11 protein-coding genes, 3 tRNA genes, 3 rRNA genes and 2 pseudogenes are annotated in these 18518 nt (G+C 57.3%); 11 read left to right on the top strand and 8 right to left on the bottom strand.

The window, feature by feature from the left end; translation table 11 throughout:
* Window positions 1–91: 91 nt before the first annotated feature.
* The 3 genes from DDQ68_RS09470 to DDQ68_RS09460 all read right to left on the bottom strand — a co-directional run bounded on the left by DDQ68_RS09470 (window position 92) and on the right by DDQ68_RS09460 (window position 2460).
* Complete coding sequence (locus DDQ68_RS09470) at window positions 92–799, bottom strand: ClpP family protease (RefSeq protein WP_068234850.1); 708 nt, start codon at window positions 797–799, stop codon at window positions 92–94.
* A 147-nt stretch (window positions 800–946) separates the two neighbouring features.
* On the bottom strand, window positions 947–2275 hold the full coding sequence (gene tig / locus DDQ68_RS09465; RefSeq protein ID WP_109656073.1) for a trigger factor: 1329 nt from the start codon (window positions 2273–2275) through the stop codon (window positions 947–949).
* 103 nt (window positions 2276–2378) lie between these two features.
* A tRNA-Leu gene (locus tag DDQ68_RS09460) sits at window positions 2379–2460 on the bottom strand.
* Window positions 2461–2601: 141 nt separating this feature from the next.
* On the opposite strand from DDQ68_RS09460, the gene DDQ68_RS09455 reads away from it, so the two are divergent.
* Window positions 2602–4806 (top strand): RelA/SpoT family protein, encoded by a 2205-nt coding sequence (locus DDQ68_RS09455; RefSeq protein WP_109656072.1) that lies wholly within the window; start codon window positions 2602–2604, stop codon window positions 4804–4806.
* Between the two features lies 1 nt (window position 4807).
* On the opposite strand, the gene DDQ68_RS25095 is transcribed toward DDQ68_RS09455, so the two are convergent.
* Complete coding sequence (locus DDQ68_RS25095; RefSeq protein ID WP_245897393.1) at window positions 4808–5125, bottom strand: hypothetical protein; 318 nt, start codon at window positions 5123–5125, stop codon at window positions 4808–4810.
* Between the two features lie 221 nt (window positions 5126–5346).
* Between DDQ68_RS25095 and DDQ68_RS23835 the strand changes: the two are divergent.
* The 10 genes and pseudogenes from DDQ68_RS23835 to rrf all read left to right on the top strand — a co-directional run.
* Window positions 5347–5529: pseudogene (locus tag DDQ68_RS23835) on the top strand (transcriptional repressor); the annotation flags it as partial.
* A 76-nt stretch (window positions 5530–5605) separates the two neighbouring features.
* On the top strand, window positions 5606–6718 hold the full coding sequence (locus DDQ68_RS24420; RefSeq protein ID WP_109656069.1) for a transposase: 1113 nt from the start codon (window positions 5606–5608) through the stop codon (window positions 6716–6718).
* A 5-nt stretch (window positions 6719–6723) separates the two neighbouring features.
* Window positions 6724–7020, top strand: a pseudogene (locus DDQ68_RS09435) (Fur family transcriptional regulator); the annotation flags it as partial.
* Complete coding sequence (locus DDQ68_RS09430; protein WP_109656068.1) at window positions 7017–7370, top strand: STAS domain-containing protein; 354 nt, start codon at window positions 7017–7019, stop codon at window positions 7368–7370. The pseudogene DDQ68_RS09435 and the gene DDQ68_RS09430, both read left to right, overlap by 4 nt.
* Window positions 7371–7466: 96 nt before the next feature.
* Window positions 7467–8735, top strand: coding sequence for an adenylosuccinate synthase (locus tag DDQ68_RS09425; RefSeq protein ID WP_109656067.1), 1269 nt, complete (start codon window positions 7467–7469; stop codon window positions 8733–8735).
* Window positions 8736–9504: 769 nt separating this feature from the next.
* Window positions 9505–11020: ribosomal RNA gene (locus DDQ68_RS09415) — 16S ribosomal RNA — on the top strand.
* Window positions 11021–11146: 126 nt separating this feature from the next.
* Window positions 11147–11220: transfer RNA gene (locus DDQ68_RS09410), tRNA-Ile, on the top strand.
* 34 nt (window positions 11221–11254) lie between these two features.
* Window positions 11255–11328: transfer RNA gene (locus DDQ68_RS09405), tRNA-Ala, on the top strand.
* 188 nt (window positions 11329–11516) lie between these two features.
* Window positions 11517–14443 (top strand): 23S ribosomal RNA (locus DDQ68_RS09400).
* A 107-nt stretch (window positions 14444–14550) separates the two neighbouring features.
* Window positions 14551–14662 (top strand): 5S ribosomal RNA (gene rrf / locus DDQ68_RS09395).
* Together the 16S, 23S and 5S rRNA genes with 2 tRNA genes alongside form the textbook arrangement of a ribosomal RNA operon.
* A gap of 178 nt (window positions 14663–14840) precedes the next feature.
* Here the strand turns inward: rrf and DDQ68_RS09390 are convergent.
* The 4 genes from DDQ68_RS09390 to DDQ68_RS09375 form a co-directional block, all read right to left on the bottom strand.
* Entirely contained in the window at window positions 14841–15281 is a 441-nt protein-coding gene (locus DDQ68_RS09390) for a transposase family protein (RefSeq protein ID WP_109654769.1), read from the bottom strand.
* Between the two features lie 5 nt (window positions 15282–15286).
* Window positions 15287–15790: a transposase family protein gene (locus DDQ68_RS09385; protein ID WP_109654390.1), complete on the bottom strand. Its 504-nt coding sequence runs from the start codon at window positions 15788–15790 to the stop codon at window positions 15287–15289.
* Window positions 15791–16149: 359 nt separating this feature from the next.
* Window positions 16150–17307, bottom strand: a complete 1158-nt coding sequence (locus DDQ68_RS09380) for an ISAs1 family transposase (protein ID WP_109656065.1) — start codon at window positions 17305–17307, stop codon at window positions 16150–16152.
* 134 nt (window positions 17308–17441) lie between these two features.
* Window positions 17442–18416, bottom strand: coding sequence for an arginase (locus DDQ68_RS09375; protein ID WP_109656064.1), 975 nt, complete (start codon window positions 18414–18416; stop codon window positions 17442–17444).
* Window positions 18417–18518 lie beyond the last annotated feature (102 nt).

The raw sequence follows: 18518 nt of genomic DNA, 5'->3' as shown, positions 1-18518 counted from the left end.
AACCCCTGCTGAATCAGCAGGGGTTTTTCGTTGGCCCTCAACTCGTGTAAAGTCAAGGTAAGCTGCCGTTCCGTTTTTCAACGGTATTGGCTTAGCTGGCTTTCTTTTCCAGCACTTCGTCGATCAGGCCGTACTCTTTGGCCTCGTCGGCACGCATCCAGTAGTCACGGTCCGAGTTGTCGTGGATTTCCTGGTACGTTTTGCCGGTGTGCTGGGCCAAAATGTCATACAGCTCTTTCTTGAGCTTCAGGATTTCGCGGGCCGTAATCTCAATGTCCGACGACTGGCCCTGGGCCCCGCCCGACGGCTGGTGAATCATGACGCGGGCGTGTGGCAGGGCCGAGCGTTTGTTGGCGGCGCCGCCGGCAAGCAGCACGGCGCCCATCGAAGCGGCAAGGCCGGTGCAAATCGTGGCCACGTCGGGGTTCACGTACTGCATGGTATCGTAAATGCCCAAGCCAGCGTACACCGACCCGCCGGGCGAGTTGATGTAGAGCAGGATGTCTTTCTTGGCATCAGCCGACTCTAGAAACAGCATTTGGGCCGTCAGAATGTTGGCCACGTAGTCGTCCACGGCCGTGCCGAGGAACACGATGCGGTCCATGATGAGGCGCGAAAACACGTCGATTTCGGCGAAGCGCGTGGGGCGCTCCTCAATCACCGAGCGGGTCATGCCCGTGGGCATGATCAGGCCACCACGGGTCTGGCCTTCTACGTGTTGGATGTACTGGTCCACGCCCAGGCCGCTCAGGCCCTGGTGCTTCACGGCAAACTTGCGGAATTCTTGTTTATTCAACATTAGAAGGAAAAAATAAGGGGATAAGCAGTCGCTGGCCCGGTGGCAAAACAAAAAACGGTGCCGGGGTCATGGTGTTGTAACAAACGAACAACAAAAAAAGCCCTTACCGTCAAAGTAAGGGCTCTTCCGATTCAAAACCTGCGTTGCTTAGCTATTCAGGTTCCGGAATTCTTCGGCCGTTACGGGCTTATCTGTAACAACAACTTTGCCGCGCAGGTTTTCGAGCACTTTCTCTGCCAGAATGGCCTCGTACTCGGCCACGTACTGCTTGCCGTTATCCTGCTTGAGGTAGCTGTCGGCGTAGCCGCGCATTGACTCGCGCATGTCGTTGGGCATATTGGGCATGCTGAACTGGCCCATGATCTTGTCGAGCGTGCGGTTGATAATTTCGTCGTTGCTCACTTTCAGGTCAGCGGTTTCTACCACCTTGTTGCGGATCAGGCTCCACTTCAGCTCCTTCTCGTAGTCGCCGTAGTGCTCCTCCACTTGCTCGGCGGTGAGCTTGCCAGCGTTGGTGCGCACTAGCCACTTCTTAAAGAACTCAGCGGGCAGCTTGATGTCCAGCCCGGTCACCAGCTTCTCCACAATGGCGTTGTTCAGGGCCCCATCGCTCTCGCGGTCGTAGTTCTGCTGCATCGTTTCGCGCACCTTGGCGTCAAATTCCTCCTGGCTCGACACGGCCTCGGGGCCGAATACTTTGTCGAACAGCTCCTGGTTCATCTCCGGGGCGGCTGTGCGGTTAATTTTCTCCACGCTCAGCACGTAGTCGCCGCTGGCGGCTTCGGCATCGGCCTTGTTCAGGCCCGAGAAGCCAGCAATGGCCGCCGCGTCGTTGTCGAACGCATTTTTCAGGTCGAACGTCAGCACGTCGCCGGCCTTCACGCCGATGAACTGTTCCGCGCCGTTCTTCACCTTGTTGATGGGCAGCAGCACCATGCGGCCTTCGCCTTCCTCGTCGGCCTTTTTCAACTTGCCGAATAAGTAGTCGTTGGCTTCGGAAGCGTCGGGGTTGGTGGTTTCGCCGTACTGGCGGGCAATTTGCTCGTTGGTCTGCTGCACGGTGTCGTCGTCGAGGCTCACTTGGTAGCGCTCCACTTCCGCGGTGCCGTCGGCGGGCAGATTTACTTCGGGCAGCAGGCCCAGCTCAAACTGGAAGGTAAACTCCTTGGCCGTGTCAAAGTCCACGTCGCTGGCCACCGGCAGGGCCTCGCCCAGCAGACGCAGGTTTTGCTCCTTCACGTAGCCATCGACGGCCTTGCCCAGAGTTTTGTTGATTTCATCGGCTAAAATGCCTTTGCCGTACATCTTTTTCACCATGCCCACAGGCACTTTGCCGGGGCGGAAGCCCTTCACTTGGGCCCGTTTGGTGTAGTCCTTAATTTGCGCGTCTACGGTGGCGGCGTAGTCGGCTTCGGTCAGATGCACGGTCAGCAGCCCGGTCAGCTGCTCGTCGTTGCGGTCCAGCGTAATGTTCATTAGCGGCAAAAGAGGGCCCCCGCCGCGCGGGCACCCATCGGGTTAGTTGTAAAAAGAAACCCCCAACCGCAAAGCTGAGGGCCAGAAAAACGTTGTGAAAAAGTGCGGATAGAGGGACTCGAACCCACACGCCTTGCGGCACCAGATCCTAAGTCTGGCACGTCTACCAATTTCGCCATATCCGCGGCAAATCCCGGGGCCAATTGCTTCGGGCCCGCAAAGGTACGGATTGTTCGTTAGGTTCGCAAAACCCAGTTGCTTATCTGCCGGGGCCCCACGCAAGGGACCCAACACTTTTTTCGCCCTGCGCTTGTTATTTTGCTACTATGTCCCCCGTCATCGATATTGAAGCCGAGCGCCAGGAAATCCTGCGCCAGTACCGCCGCCTGCTGCGCACCGCCAAGCCCTACCTGCACGGCGGCGACGCCAAGCTCATCAAAAAGGCCTTCAATACCAGCTTGGAGGCCCATAAAGACATGCGCCGCAAGTCGGGCGAGCCTTATATCCTGCACCCGCTGGCTGTGGCCCAAATTGCGGTGGAGGAAATTGGGCTTGGTACCACCAGCATCGTGTCGGCCCTGCTGCACGACGTGGTGGAAGACACGGCCTGGGAAATTTCCGACGTCGAGCGCGAGTTCGGGCCCAAAGTAGCCCGCATTATCGACGGGCTGACCAAGATTTCGGGCGTGTTCGACTACGGCACCAGCGAGCAAGCCGAGAACTTCCGCAAAATGCTGCTCACGCTGAGCGAGGACGTACGCGTCATCCTTATCAAGCTCGCCGACCGCCTGCACAACATGCGCACGCTCGACTCGATGCCGCGACACAAGCAGCTGAAAATCGCCTCCGAAACGCTTTACCTCTACGCCCCGCTGGCCCACCGCCTGGGCCTCTACGTTATTAAAAGCGAGCTGGAAGACCTATATCTGAAGTACACCGATACGGAGGTGTACACCGACATAAAGGACCGTATTAAGCAAAGCCAAAGCGCCCGCAACCGCTTCATCAAGGATTTTGTGAACCCGATTGACGAGGAGCTAAAAAACCAGGGCTTTCAGTTTGAAGTCAAAGGCCGGCCGAAAAGCGTTTATTCTATTCTTAGAAAAATAAAAAAGCAGAACATTTCCTTTGAGGAAGTGTACGATTTATTTGCCATTCGCATAATTCTGGACGTGCCGCCGGAGCAAGAAAAGGCGGCCTGCTGGCAGGTGTACAGCATCGTGACGGACTTTTACCAGCCCAACCCCGACCGCCTGCGCGATTGGGTGAGCACGCCCAAGGCTAACGGTTACGAGAGTCTGCATACCACCGTTATGTCGCGTTCGGGCCAGTGGGTGGAGGTGCAAATTCGTTCGCGCCGCATGGACGACATCGCCGAAAAAGGCTATGCCGCCCACTGGAAGTACAAAACTGCCGACCCCACCCAAGCCGAATCAAGCCTGGAAACGTGGGTGAATAAGGTGCGTGAGTCGCTGGAAACCAACAACTCCAGCGCGTTGGAATTTATGGACGAGTTCCGTCAGAACCTATTCATGAAGGAGGTGTACGTGTTTACGCCCAAGGGCAAGCTCATCATCCTGCCCGACAAGGCCACGGCCCTGGACTTTGCCTTCGACATCCACACCCAAATCGGGATGCACTGCCTCGGGGCCAAAGTGAACCAGAAGCTGGAGCCCCTGAGCTACCAGCTGCATAACGGCGACCAGGTAGAAATCCTGACCTCGCATAAGCAGCGCCCTACCGAGGAGTGGCTGACGTACGTCAGCACGTCCAAGGCCCGCTCCAAAATCAAGGAATTCCTGCGCGACGATAAGCGTGCCAAGGCCGAGGATGGCAAGTTTATCCTCGAAAAGCGGCTGGAGTTGATCGGCGTGGCTTTCACGCAGGAAAATTTTAACCGAGTACTCAATTATTTCAACGTTCCCACGGCCCAGGATTTTTACTACCGCTTGGCCGTGGGCCAGCTCGACGGCCGCGAAATCCGCGAATCGCTCTTTACCGAGGTCATTTCCACGCCGCGCCTGCTCGCGCTCCAGCCCAAGTCCTTCGACACGGAGGTGCAAAAAATCCGGGGGGTGCGGCCCGATATGCTGGTGGTGGGCGAGCGTACCGACAAGTTCAACCACAGCTTGGCCCGCTGCTGCAACCCCATTCCCGGCGACGACGTGTTCGGCTTTGAAACCGAACAGGGACTCATCATCCACCGCACCAGCTGCCCCCGGGCCGTCGATTTGATGTCGAACTACGGCAACCGCATCGTGCGCGCCAAGTGGACGGAGCAGTCGGAGCTGGCCTTCCTGGCTGGCATCCGCCTCAAGGGCTCCGACCGGGTGGGCATCGTGAACGACATCACCCGCATCATTTCTACCAGCCTGAAAGTGAACATGCGCTCCATCACCGTCGATTCGAACGATGGGTTTTTTGAAGGCCAAATTATGGTATTCGTCAACGACACCGACCACCTCACCAAGCTCATCCAGCGGCTGAACAAGGTGAGCGGCGTGCTGCAAGTAGAGCGCTTTGACTCCTGATTCAACCTTCGTGGGGCCCCCAGCGGCCATCGTTTGCCACGGCGTCGGCGTGAATGCACGCACCCAATGCGCCCATTACCACTCTGAGCGCGACATTATCGCCATCAAATTCAAGTGCTGCGATGCTTTTTACGCCTGCATCCAGTGCCACAACGAAACGGTTGGCCATGTCCCCATTGTTTGGGGCAAGGCCGAGCGTGGCACCGAAGCCATCCTCTGCGGCCATTGCCACCACACGCTGAGCATTGCGAAATACTTCGCCTGCAGCAGCGCGTGCCCCCAGTGCCAGGCCGCTTTCAACCCTGGCTGCGCCAATCATTACGACCTTTACTTTGAAATGTAAAAAGCTAACGCTTGGTTGGCTTTTTACTTTTACCTGTTACGCCCCGTCCCGTGAATTCTCCCAAAATGTCTTCTCCTGCTAACGCAAAAGTTGCCAAGGTCCCCGCCAAAACGGCAGGGCAGGAGGTAGGCGGCTCCTCCGAAACTGGCTATGCCGCCAAACATACCCCCAGCGTGGCCTCGCAGGCCTCGTTAAATGTGGACAAGTTGGAGGAGGTCAAAAAAATCTTCACGGCGCACCTCGAAAACAAAGGCCTGCGCAAGACCGCCGAGCGTTACGCCATCCTCGAAGAGATTTATGCCCGCTCGGGCCACTTCGATGTGGAGGAATTGTACGCCGGCATGAAGGCCCGCAACCTGCAAGTGAGCCGCGCTACTCTACCCTACTAAAAATCGGGCATAAAAACGGGAAGGCCCGACCTTTGGAGTTCCTCAACTACCAAATGCGCTCCTTCCCGTGAAGCAACGCCTCGTGGTCAAAATTACGACCCTTTTACATTCGGTCCCGCTGGTGCGGAACCTGGCCCGCAAAAAGTTCGTGGCCCGCTTCGTGCTCGGCCTCTTTAAAAGCCGAAATGTGCAATTCTGCGAGGTGGCGCAGCACCTCAACGACGGCGTGAAACTGGCCTCGAACGAGACGCGCATCCAAGACTTTTTCCGCGAAGCCGACCTGGATTACGTCGCCTTGGCCGTGTTGCTCGTCGGCCTCTTGCCGGGCACGGGCAAGCTGCGCCTGTGCATCGACCGCACGGAGTGGGACTTCGGCCGCTGCCAGGTCAACATCCTGCTCGTGACGGTGGGCCGGGGCGATTGCCACTGGCCCTTGTGCTGGGAGTTGCTCGACAACCGCAGCGGCAACTCCGGCACCGCCGACCGCACGGCGCTGCTGGATTTTTGCCTGCGGGTGCTGGGCCCCGACCGCGTGGGGCTGGTAGTGGGCGACCGCGAGTTTGTGGGCCATGCCTGGTTCAAATACCTCAAAGACAAGGGCATATTGTTCGTCATGCGTCTGCCCAAGCACCACCTGCTCACCGACCCCCAAGGCCGTCGTCACGCCGTGGCCGACTGGGGCCTGCGGCCAGGCCAGTGCCGCCAGTTGCCCGTGTGCCAAGTCGACGGGGTTTGGGGCGGGGCGCAGGTCACGGCCTTGGCCGGGGGCGAGTACCTCTTCCTCTTCGGCACGGCCAACCCGGCTTTTTTGGGCCAGTTCTATCGCAAGCGCTGGACGATTGAGGCTTGTTTCCAGAACCTGAAAGGGCGGGGCTTTGCCTTGCGGGCCACGCACCTGCGTTGCCGGGACAAACTCAAAAAACTCGTGGGCCTGGTGAGTTTGGCCTACGCGCTTTGCGTGAGCGTGGGCACCCGCCTGCACGAAAAAGTGCAACCCATCCCCCAGAAGAACAACGGCTACAAACGCGCCAGTTTTGGCCGCCACGGCCTCAACGCCCTGCGCCAGTACACGCGGCCCGGCCGCAGCACCGACCCGGTATTTACCGCCAACATGAATGCTGTGTTCCGATGGATTATCAATCAACTAACTCATTATAAAGTAACTAAAATAGTAGGGTAGAGTAGAGCCGCGCTACGGTTTATAATACCCTGGACCTGCTGGTGGAGCAGGGCCTTGTGAGCAAGCACCAATTCGGCCGCAACCTTGCCCAGTACGAGAAAAGCTATGGCTACCGCCAGCACGACCACGTCATTTGCACCGAATGCCATAAAGTGGTGGAATTCTGCGATCCCCGCATCCATGGCATTCAAACGATGGTGGGCGACCTGCTGAACTTCCATATCTTGCACCATTCTTTGAACCTCTACGGCATTTGCGGCGACTGCCGCGCCAAGGCCGCCCGATCCCAAGAGCCCGCATGATTACCACCAGCACCCTGCGCGACGGTATCCTTTTCGTAAGCCTCGCCGGCGACTTGGTAGGGCCCCCCGATACCGCGGCGCTCGTGCAGGTAGCCAACGACTACCTGGAAGCCGGCGTCATTAGCTGTGCCGTCGATTTGTCGGAAATTCGCTATGTCAACAGCATGGGCATTGGGGTGCTAGTGTCGCTGCTCGCCAAGTTCCGTACCCGCGGCGGCGAGATGGTCCTCATCAACCCCGCCGACCACCCGCGTAAGCTGCTGGCCCTCACCAAACTCAACAATATCTTCGCGGTGGTCCCCACCGAAGCCGCCGCTCGCCAACAACTTCTCACAGCCGCCTCCTCCTAGGCGGCTGTTTTTTTGCCTTCATTTTTTTCAATGCCGGCCGGCACCGCGCTGCTTTGGCGCAGGACGGCTGGCCAAGCTTCCCAAATTACAAGTAAGATGCCCGTAGATGTATTAGTAGGCCTCCAGTGGGGCGACGAAGGCAAAGGCAAAATCGTGGACGTACTCGCGCCCAGCTACGACGCCGTTGCCCGCTTTCAAGGGGGCCCCAACGCTGGCCATACCCTCACCTTCGACGGCACGAAGCACGTGCTACGCCAAGTGCCGAGCGGAATTTTCCACCCCCATATCCTCAACGTGGTAGGCAACGGCGTTGTACTCGACCCCGTCGTATTCCGCGAAGAGTTGCAAAAGCTCACCGACCGGGGCGTTGATTGGAGTAAAAATCTTTACATATCCAAAAAGGCGCAGCTCATCCTGCCCTCGCACCGGGCCCTCGACCGCATCAGCGAGGAAGCGCGCGGCAATACTAAAATCGGCAGTACCCTCAAAGGCATCGGCCCCACGTATTCCGATAAGATTGGCCGCATTGGCCTGCGCGTCGGCCACATCCTGCTGCCCGATTTCCAGGAGCGTTACAAGGAAGCCGTGGCGCACCACGCCAGCATCGCTGCTCCTTATAATAAGGAGCTAGAAATCGAAGCACTTGAAGAAGAGTTTTTCTCCGCCGTCGAGTTCCTGCGCACTCTGCAACTCACCGACACCGAATACCTTCTCAACGACCTGCTCACCCAAGGCAAGCGCATTCTTGCCGAAGGGGCCCAGGGCTCGTTGCTCGACATCGACTTTGGTACTTATCCTTACGTTACCTCGTCCAGCACCATTTCGGCTGGGGCCTGTACTGGCCTTGGCATTGCCCCGCGTCACATAGATAAGGTATACGGCATCACCAAGGCTTACTGCACCCGCGTTGGTAGCGGCCCCTTTCCCACCGAGCTAGAGGATGCCACAGGGGAGGAGATTCGCAAGGCCGGCCGCGAGTTTGGGGCCGTCACCGGCCGCCCCCGGCGTTGCGGCTGGATTGACTTACCCGCGCTGCGCTATGCCATCATGCTAAACGGCGTCACCGAACTCCACCTTATGAAGGCGGACGTGCTCGACGGTTTTATCGAGATTCAGGCTTGTACCCACTACCGCACCGCTACAGGGGAAACCACTCCCAAATTGCCCGATCCCGGCGAACTGAATACCATCACGCCTGAGTACATCACACTGCCCGGTTGGAACACCGATTTGACGAACATTACGGATGCCGCCCAATTCCCCGAGAATCTACAAGCCTACTTAGCCTTTCTCGAGCGCGAATTACAAGTGCCCATTCGTATCGTCAGCGTAGGGCCGGATAGAGTAAGCACCCTATTCCGGTAGCCAAAATCTAGTAGTGGCAACATTAGGGCCCCATCAGAACCTTCGTTTGGTTCTGATGGGGCCCTATTTTGTATGCATCTTGTAGGTAGTATTTCCTAAGCAACCCGCCACACACATCAGTATAATGAGTACGATTAGCCTTGCTAACAGATAAAAACGGTCCTCGCTTCGGTATTTTTTTTGTCATGAAGTCAATCAGTTAAGAGTACATGTGTAATAAATCTTTCGTCTAATGCTCCCACAGTAAAAAGGCACCCCTATCTTTGCAGTCCCAAAACGCCAAACGGGCAAGTAGGATATGCAATTGTAAAGATGAAAAGTCAAACCAATGGTTTGCCATTTCAATGAAGATCCAGTAGTCTAGCAAAACTTGAAGTTTATTCTCCAAAGACATTGCAAACCTGAAAAAGATCGTCTTATCTTTGCACCCCGCTTCGATATGGAGCATTTGACAAGCGGTTTTAGCAGCAAAAAAACATTTAATTTTTTTGCTCCAAAATTGGAAAATTGAAATATTTTCTTACCTTTGCACTCCCAATCAAAAACAAGGGGGTTGAGTTGAGAAAAAAAGGGTTGGTTTACCAGCCCGCACGGTTGCTTCAACAGGAAGTGGCGTACGTTCTTTGAATGACGGAAATAGACAAATAGTAAGGGAGTCACCGGGGTAACCCGGCGGCTCAGCCAAGAAACGCGTTGAGCGGTTCCGTCCTCAAGGGGACGGGGCGCGCACAAGACAGCAGCCTACTTACGAGTAGGTGAAGGACATTATACAATGGAGAGTTTGATCCTGGCTCAGGATGAACGCTAGCGGCAGGCCTAATACATGCAAGTCGAACGGTTTGTAGCAATACAAATAGTGGCGCACGGGTGCGTAACGCGTAGCCAACCTACCCGAATCTGGGGGATAGCCCGCCGAAAGGCGGATTAATACCGCATAAGACTATGAGCCGGCATCGGTTGATAGTTAAAGATTTATTGGATTCGGATGGGGCTGCGTGCCATTAGCTAGTTGGCGGGGTAACGGCCCACCAAGGCGACGATGGCTAGGGGAGCTGAGAGGCTGGTCCCCCACACGGGCACTGAGATACGGGCCCGACTCCTACGGGAGGCAGCAGTAGGGAATATTGGGCAATGGGCGAGAGCCTGACCCAGCCATGCCGCGTGCCGGATGAAGGCCTTCTGGGTCGTAAACGGCTTTTTTCCGGGAAGAACCGGTTCCTTGCGAGGGGCTCTGACGGTACCGGGAGAATAAGCACCGGCTAACTCCGTGCCAGCAGCCGCGGTAATACGGAGGGTGCGAGCGTTGTCCGGATTTATTGGGTTTAAAGGGTGCGTAGGCGGCCGCGTAAGTCTGGGGTGAAAGCCCGTTGCTCAACAACGGAACTGCCCTGGAAACTGCGTGGCTTGAGTCCAGACGAGGTTGGCGGAATGGGCGGTGTAGCGGTGAAATGCATAGATACCGTCCAGAACACCGATTGCGAAGGCAGCTGACTAGGCTGGTACTGACGCTGAGGCACGAAAGCGTGGGGAGCGAACAGGATTAGATACCCTGGTAGTCCACGCCGTAAACGATGGATACTCGCTGCCAGCGATAGATGGTTGGTGGCTTAGCGAAAGCGTTAAGTATCCCACCTGGGGAGTACGCCCGCAAGGGTGAAACTCAAAGGAATTGACGGGGGCCCGCACAAGTGGTGGAGCATGTGGTTTAATTCGATGATACGCGAGGAACCTTACCTAGGCTAGAATGCGCGTGACCGGTTCGGAGACGAACCTTTCCTTCGGGACACAAAGCAAGGTGCTGCATGGCCGTCGTCAGCTCGTGCCGTGAGGTGTTGGGTTAAGTCCCGCAACGAGCGCAACCCCTATGTTTAGTTGCCAGCGGGTTAAGCCGGGGACTCTAGACAGACTGCCTGCGCAAGCAGTGAGGAAGGCGGGGACGACGTCAGGTCATCATGGCCCTTACGCCTAGGGCTACACACGTGCTACAATGGACGGTACAGCGGGTTGCCAACCAGCGATGGTGCGCCAATCCCGAAAAGCCGTTCTCAGTTCGGATCGGAGTCTGCAACTCGACTCCGTGAAGCTGGAATCACTAGTAATCGCGCATCAGCAATGGCGCGGTGAATACGTTCCCGGGCCTTGTACACACCGCCCGTCAAGCCATGGAAGTTTGGTAGACCTGAAGCCGGTGCTCCGCAACGAAGCCGGTTAGGGTAGAACAGGTAACTAGGGCTAAGTCGTAACAAGGTAGCCGTACCGGAAGGTGCGGCTGGATCACCTCCTTTCTGGAGCCGCGCCGTCCCCGACGGGACCAGCCCAGCCGTTTTACCAGCACCCTACTGATTGTCTATTTCCTCATTCAAATAATTTTGAATCGAATTCTATTGTTACCTCCATTATAATAGAAAATCGGGCTTGTAGCTCAGGTGGTTAGAGCGCTACACTGATAATGTAGAGGTCCCTGGTTCGAGTCCAGGCAGGCCCACTGATTGTGGCGGGATTCTGCTGGAATCAAACACGGGGGATTAGCTCAGCTGGCTAGAGCACCTGCCTTGCACGCAGGGGGTCAACGGTTCGACTCCGTTATTCTCCACTACAATACGTCAATCGGATGTATTATTGACCTGACTACTGTGATGGATGCAATAGGCAATCATCCCACACTATTACTGATTGATTCAGTGGTAACCGTTCTTTGACGTAAGGGGTAACAAAAACGAAGCGCAGCGCGCCGTCTCTCTTTGGAGGACGGCGGGTCTTTTTAGGAAGACACGTTGCGGAAGCGAAGTAATGAAGAGCACACGGGGGATGCCTAGGGTCTCAGAGGCGAAGAAGGACGCGATAAGCTGCGATAAGGCGTGGGGAGGGGCACATGCCCGGTGATCCGCGCATTTCCGAATGGGGCAACCCCGCGACTGGAAGAGTCGTGAACTGACGGGCTTGACCCGCGGTGGCAAACGCAGGGAACTGAAACATCTAAGTACCTGCAGGAAAAGAAAATAATAATGATTCCCCAAGTAGTGGCGAGCGAACGGGGAGGAGCCCAAACCACGGCGGTCACGGCCGCTGTGGGGTTGTAGGACCACGAGATCTGATTAAATCGAGTTAGCTGAAGCCGGTGGGAAACGGTGCCAGAGACGGTGAGAGCCCGGTAAGCGACAATTCTGATTTACGGTAGTGGGATCCTGAGTAGGGCGGGGCCGGAGAAACCCCGTCTGAAGCGAGCGGCACCATCCGCTAAGGCTACATACTCCTGAGACACCGATAGTGAACTAGTACCGTGAGGGAAAGGTGAAAAGAACCGGGAATACCGGAGTGAAAAGAACCTGAAACCGTGTGCTTACAAGCAGTCAGAGGGATTTAGTATCCTGATGGCGTGCCTTTTGCATAATGAGCCTACGAGTTACTCCTCCCCGGCAAGGTTAAGGGCTTGAAGGCCCGGAGCCGCAGCGAAAGCGAGTCTGAACAGGGCGCGTAGTCGGGGGGGGTAGACGCGAAACTCGGTGAGCTACCCATGACCAGGATGAAGGTGCGGTAACACGCACTGGAGGTCCGAACCAGTTTCCGTTGAAAAGGATTTGGATGAGTTGTGGGTAGGGGTGAAAGGCCAATCAAACTGAGAAATAGCTCGTACTCCCCGAAATGTATTGAGGTACAGCGTCGGCGTAGAGCGTGTTGGAGGTAGAGCTACCGATAGGACTAGGGGGTGTCAGAGCCTACCGAATCCTGACGAACTCCGAATGCCAGCACGTATAGCCGGCAGTGAGGCCTGGGGTGCTAAGGTCCCCGGCCGAGAGGGAAAGAACCCAGACCAACAGCTAAGGTCCCTAAATCCAGGTTAAGTTGAACAAAGGAGGTCCGATTGCTTTGACAGCCAGGAGGTTGGCTTGGAAGCAGCCATTCCTTTAAAGAGTGCGTAACAGCTCACTGGTCGAGCGATCGGGCGTCGATAATACGCGGGCATCAAACCTGGTACCGAAGCTTTGGATGCGACTTGCAAGACAGTTGCGTGGTAGGGGAGCATTCTTCTTGCGGAGAAGCCGTCTCGTCAGGGGCGGTGGAGCGTGGAGAAACGCATATGTAGGCATGAGTAACGATAATGGGGGTGCGAAACCCCCACGCCGATAGACCAAGGTTTCCAGCTCAACGCTAATCGGAGCTGGGTTAGTCGGGACCTAAGGAAAAGCCGAGAGGTGTATTCGATGGCCAGCTGGTTAATAGTCCAGCACTGATGAATTGAAGTGATGCAGTGACGCAGAAGTGAAAGCACCGCGGGCGGACGGAAGTGCCCGTTGAAGGGCGTAGGTAGTGGGAGAGTAGTTAAGTACGCTCACCTAGCCGAAACCTGATAGTACCGCACGGCCTTCGGGCCACGCGGATAGTGTGCCTAATCCGACTGCCAAGAAAACCTGCTAAGCGTTTTAATTGATTCATCACCCGTACCGCAAACCGACACAGGTGGTCAAGGAGAGTATCCTGAGGCGCTCGAGTGAATCACGGCCAAGGAACTCGGCAAAATGGACCTGTAACTTCGGGAGAAGGGTCGCTTCCTCTGGTGCAAGCCAGAGAAGCCGCAGTGAAAAGGCCCAGGCGACTGTTTAACAAAAACACATGGCTATGCCAACGCGCAAGCGGACGTATATGGCCTGACACCTGCCCGGTGCCGGAAGGTTAAGAGGGGAACTTAGTGGGGGCGACCTTGCGAAGGTTTGAATCGAAGCCCCGGTAAACGGCGGCCGTAACTATAACGGTCCTAAGGTAGCGAAATTCCTTGTCGGGTAAGTTCCGACCTGCACGAATGGTGTAACGATCTGGGCGCTGTCTCAGCCGTGAGCTCGGTGAAATTGTAGTCTCGGTGAAGATGCCGAGTACCCGCCACGGGACGGAAAGACCCCGTGCACCTTTACTATAGGTTGCCATTGGTGTTGGGTTCGGCATGTGTAGCATAGGCGGGAGGCGCTGAACCGGGGCCGCTAGGTCTCGGGGAGCCAACGTTGAAATACCGCCCTTGCCGTGCCTGATGCCTAATCCGCGAACGCGGAGACAGTGGCTGCTGGGTAGTTTGACTGGGGTGGTCGCCTCCAAAAGAGTATCGGAGGCTTTCAAAGGTCCGCTCAGTCCGCTTGGTAACCGGACGCAGAGCGCAATAGCAGAAGCGGGCTTGACTGCGAGACCTACAAGTCGAACAGGGTCGAAAGACGGATATAGTGATCCGGTGGTTCCGCATGGAAGGGCCATCGCTCAAAGGATAAAAGGTACGCCGGGGATAACAGGCTGATCTCCCCCAAGAGCTCATATCGACGGGGAGGTTTGGCACCTCGATGTCGGCTCGTCACGTCCTGGGGCTGGAGAAGGTCCCAAGGGTTCGGCTGTTCGCCGATTAAAGTGGCACGCGAGCTGGGTTCAGAACGTCGTGAGACAGTTCGGTCCCTATCTGTGGTGGGCGTTGGATATTTGACAGGACCTGTCCTTAGTACGAGAGGACCGGGATGGACCAGCCGCTGGTGCGCCGGTTGTACCGCCAGGTGCAGCGCCGGGTAGCTACGCTGGGAGGAGATAAGCGCTGAAAGCATCTAAGTGCGAAACTCACCTGGAGATGAGATATCCCAATTGGAAGGGCCGTGGGAGACGACCACGTGGATAGGCGGCAGGTGAAAAACCAGAAATGGAACAGCCGAGCCGTACTAATGGCCCGAGGGCTTCGCATAATTTCGATGGCGCGCGCCATGCGTTTCGTTTTTGTCCCTTACGTCGAGTTATTGAGGGTTGCGTTCCTGCGCGAGCAGGACAACAGAACGCCGCAACCCCCGCCAGCAATGGTGGCTTTAGCCCGGGTGTTCACCTCTTCCCATTCCGAACAGAGCCGTTAAGCCCCGGTGCGCCTATGGTACTGCCTTCACCGGTGGGAGAGTCGGTCGCCGCCAACTTTATTTTATTCCCCAACGCCTGCCGCTTTCAACAGCGGCGGGCGTTTTGCATTGTATATTGCCCCTAATGGGGAAATTATGGGGTTGTTATTTGGTGGTCTGAGGTAGAAAGTGCCATTAGAACGGTTCCCATATTTATGTACAGAATTAAAAATTAGGGTAGTCCGTTTAATAAAGCTTATTCGGCGTAGTTAGCGAGTTTCGCGTGGACAGGTGCGCGATAGGCGCGGTGCGGGCTGCGCACGCGCAGGTTGTGCAGCCCACAGGCCACGACCATGACCGTATCGCGCACCCATTCGCCGCGCAAGCGGATAGTGCCCTGCACCATGTGCAGGCGCTTGATACCGCTGTGCGCGTGTTCGATAACGACGCGCAACGGACTCAGCAACTGGTTATACAGCTTTTGGGCAAACGTCAACTCCCGCTTCGGCGGCTTCTTGTGGGGCATCTCCACCACGACCCCGGTCGGGGCGTGGCCCAGCAAGCCCAAATCCTGCCGTAACACGCAGCCCGCCGGTAGGTGCAGCGCGTACTCGTCGGCCAGTTTTTTGTCGTGCGCTCGCCCGCTTTCCGTAGCCGAGAGAAAATGCACGTACTGCGTGGAATCGCATAAGGTCATGTTTTTCACGCGGTGCGCTTTTTTTTGGCGCTGTACTCCTCGGCCTGGGCCTCCCGGTCCGTGTTACGTGGTACGCCCCGCTCGACCCCGTCGTAGGCAAAGACCGGCTCCGGGTGGTTAGCCAGGCGCTGAGCCAACTCGCCGCCGTCGCGCACGGGCAGCAGCCCGCGCCGGGCCAGCACCTGGTTGAGCACGCCCAGCAGGGCGGTAGCCAAGTGGCTGACGCGCGCTTGCGAAATGCCAAAGCTGGCGGCCTGGTGCTCTTGCAAGGCGTTGCTTTTGAGGTAGGTGAGCAGAAAAAAGAGCTTTATATCGCTGCCCGCCAGCACGGCGTTGGCCCGCTCGCGGTGGGCGGGGAACGCCCGTTTGGTTCCTTCCAGGGTGTGGTAGCGGTGGTGGCGCTCCCAGGCCGGGGCAAAGTCGGTCAGCAAGTCGTCAAACTCCGCCGCTCGCAGGCTGGTCAGGGCCAGAAACTGGCGGGGCCGCTCGCGCAAACTCAGGTAATCCATAGCCAAATTTACGCCTCGCCTACGGGCAGTAACCTAACACACACTTCCGAATTAGCTTTAATGTAATGCTTTCATTTTGCAATTATAATCGCAAAATGAAAGCATTACATTAAACGGACTACCCAAACTCGCTCAAGCTCTAGTGCGGAATAGGCCATTTTCGCCTCAAAGCTCAACTATACGCCGTAGGCGTGAAAGCCATGTACCACCAACTTGGCTAACTCCGTGCGTAACGTCAGTTATGATTAGTTACGCAGCAGTAGAGATGCTTCGACAAGCTCAGCATGACGTTCGATTTTGAATTTCAAAACTTCCTAAACAGCTTCTCATTTACTAGGGCCATTGCACCAAACGGGTAGTTAGCTGGCGGGGGCAGATTCTTGGGTTGGCAGTTGGGCAAGCAATTGGTGCAGGAATCTATCGTCCCGCGCAGCCTTTTTGCGTTTGCGTTTCCGGCTCATTGTCAAAGGCAATCGGTGTAACAACGTCAGGGCCAGCTTGCGCATGGTCGAGAGGTTGCGCGGGGCGCGGTCGCGGCGGCAGGTGCAGGCGTCTTCGGCGAAGGTGATGTCCAGGTGCCAATGCTGCTCGTTTTCAATGCTCCAGTGGCGGCGTACGTAGCCTGCCAGGGTGGCCGCGCTCGCCCCGGCTAACGACGAGAGAAAATAGCGCGTGGCCCGTTCGGCCTGCCCGTCGCGCCAGCGCGTGGTCCGCACACAGACCACCGTGCGCAAGCCTGCCCAGCCCGCACCGGCGTCCACCAGGCCCAGGTCTTGGCTAACCCACACCTGCCGCCACTCCCCGCGTCCGTGTCCTTTATCGCGCTGCATGTGGGCAGCTGGCTGCGCCAGCAAGGGGGCGAAGTGTGCCGCCACTTGCGTGTGCAACGTGCCTTGGTTCTGTTCGAGGGCCAGCACGTAATCGGCGTCGCGTGCCACGAGTGTGGCCGCCACCTCCCGCTGGCATCCCATCGCATCGATGCTCACCACGCTGCCGGCCGCGTCCACCTGGGCCAGCACCTGGGCCAGCACCTGGGCCAGCACCTGGGCCAGCACCTGGGGCAAGGCCGCGAGCGCATTGCGCTTGTCCGCAACTTGGGCCTGGGCCAGGCACAGGCGCTGCTCGGCGGCCCACACGCTCACCAATTGGATACTGGCTTGCCGCCGCCCCCGCTCGGTGGTGCCGCGCAGTTGCTTGCCGTCGGCCACTAACTGCCGCCCCGCCAGCAAGGCCACCAGCGCCTGGCCCCACTGGGTCAGGCAGCGTTCGAGTTCGACGGGGTCCAGGTACCGAAAAACGCGGTTGAGCGTATCATGCGAGGGAATACCTGCCGGCAACTCCATAAACGTGCGCAGCAACGCCTCCTGATCACAGGCGTAATCATATATCTCCTCAAATGTCTCGCAATCTGCCAGTAACCCGCAGAGAACCAGCAATAGAATGTCGCTCAACTCGTGCAAGCAACGGCCTGATTCACGACAATCGGTGACCTCCTCAAAAAAATCGGCGTACTCCATCGCCCAAAGTTCGCCAACTACGCATTTGGTGCAATAACCCTACTCATTTACTGCGCTCCGTTCTACCGTCCTCAGATCCTTCGCTGCGCTCATGATAGCCGTTTCTGTGTTCAGGATGACCGTTTTTTTATCAATTACCGGCTCACTACATCCTCCAGTTTCAGCCGCCGCTCGATGGCGTTGGTAGCTTTTTCGAGGATATTGAAGGCGTTGGTGGCCATGGTGTTGCCGTTGTCGAGGGTGGGGTTGATTTCGACCATTTCGAAGCAGACAACCCGCTCGTTTTCCAGCAGGTCCTGGCACAGGTTTTCGGCTTCGGAGAGGTACAAGCCGTCCTCTACGGGTGTGCCAGTGCCGATGCTGAAGCTCGAATCGAGGCTGTCCACGTCGAAGGAAATGTACACCATGTCGCAGGTGCGCAGGTGCTCGTAAATCTCGCGCGTCAATTGGCGCGAGCCCTTTTCCTTAATTTCGGGCAGCTTGATCCATTTGATGCCTAGCTCCTCTATTAGGGCGTCTTCCTGCTCCTCGGTGTCGCGCACACCCACGTACACCAGGTGCTCGGGGCACAGCTTGGGGCCCGGCTCGGCCAGGTTTTGGAGGCGCTGCCAGAAGAACTCGGTATCGGCGTCGGGCTGGTTGCGCTGATGGGCGCGGTTGTCCTGGCCCAGGGCGGCGGCCAGGGGCATGCCGTGCACGTTGCCGCTGGGCGTGGTGTAGGGCGAGTGCAGGTCGGCGTGGGCGTCAATCCAGACGACGCCCAGCGTTTTGTGCGGGTAGGCGGCCTTGATGCCGGCAATGGTGGCGTTGGCGCTGCTGTGGTCGCCGGCCAGCACCAATGGGAACTCGCCGAAGCGCAGCGTCTGCTCCACGGCGCTGGCAATGCCCTTCTGCACGGTGTAGATGGCGTCGATGTGCTTGGCCCACCGGAAGGGCGTTTTCTCGAACAGCACGTGGTTCAGATTGGGCACCGCCACGGCGTTGTAGCGGCGGAAGTAGTCGGAGCCTTTGTTGAGGCAAGCCACGCGCAGGGCGTCGATGCCCATGCCGGCCCCGCGGGTACCGGCGCCCAGCTCGGAGCCGACTTCGAGTAATTTGATGCGTTTCATAAGGGTAAAAATTAGGGAAGCAAAAGGGCCGCACCGGTCCGCGCCGGGCCCCGGGGCCCCTTGCGGGCGCTGCCTTGCGGCGGGGTAAGCCCCGCCGTAGCC

It is taken from the genome of Hymenobacter nivis (assembly GCF_003149515.1).
GTDB lineage: Bacteria > Bacteroidota > Bacteroidia > Cytophagales > Hymenobacteraceae > Hymenobacter > Hymenobacter nivis.
The sequence above is the reverse complement of the archived record's forward strand: the minus strand, read 5'-3'. Positions and strand labels throughout refer to the sequence as shown.

Bases quoted from the DNA above. Each gene is read 5' to 3' on its own strand.
- DDQ68_RS09430 (WP_109656068.1), top strand. From the start codon at position 7,017: ATGATTACCACCAGCACCCTGCGCGACGGTATCCTTTTCGTAAGCCTC.
- tig (WP_109656073.1), bottom strand. From the start codon at position 2,275: ATGAACATTACGCTGGACCGCAACGACGAGCAGCTGACCGGGCTGCTG.
- DDQ68_RS09425 (WP_109656067.1), top strand. From the start codon at position 7,467: ATGCCCGTAGATGTATTAGTAGGCCTCCAGTGGGGCGACGAAGGCAAA.
- DDQ68_RS09455 (WP_109656072.1), top strand. From the start codon at position 2,602: ATGTCCCCCGTCATCGATATTGAAGCCGAGCGCCAGGAAATCCTGCGC.
- DDQ68_RS09380 (WP_109656065.1), bottom strand. From the start codon at position 17,307: ATGGAGTACGCCGATTTTTTTGAGGAGGTCACCGATTGTCGTGAATCA.
- DDQ68_RS25095 (WP_245897393.1), bottom strand. From the start codon at position 5,125: ATGATTGGCGCAGCCAGGGTTGAAAGCGGCCTGGCACTGGGGGCACGC.
- DDQ68_RS09375 (WP_109656064.1), bottom strand. From the start codon at position 18,416: ATGAAACGCATCAAATTACTCGAAGTCGGCTCCGAGCTGGGCGCCGGT.
- DDQ68_RS09390 (WP_109654769.1), bottom strand. From the start codon at position 15,281: ATGACCTTATGCGATTCCACGCAGTACGTGCATTTTCTCTCGGCTACG.
- DDQ68_RS09385 (WP_109654390.1), bottom strand. From the start codon at position 15,790: ATGGATTACCTGAGTTTGCGCGAGCGGCCCCGCCAGTTTCTGGCCCTG.
- DDQ68_RS09470 (WP_068234850.1), bottom strand. From the start codon at position 799: ATGTTGAATAAACAAGAATTCCGCAAGTTTGCCGTGAAGCACCAGGGC.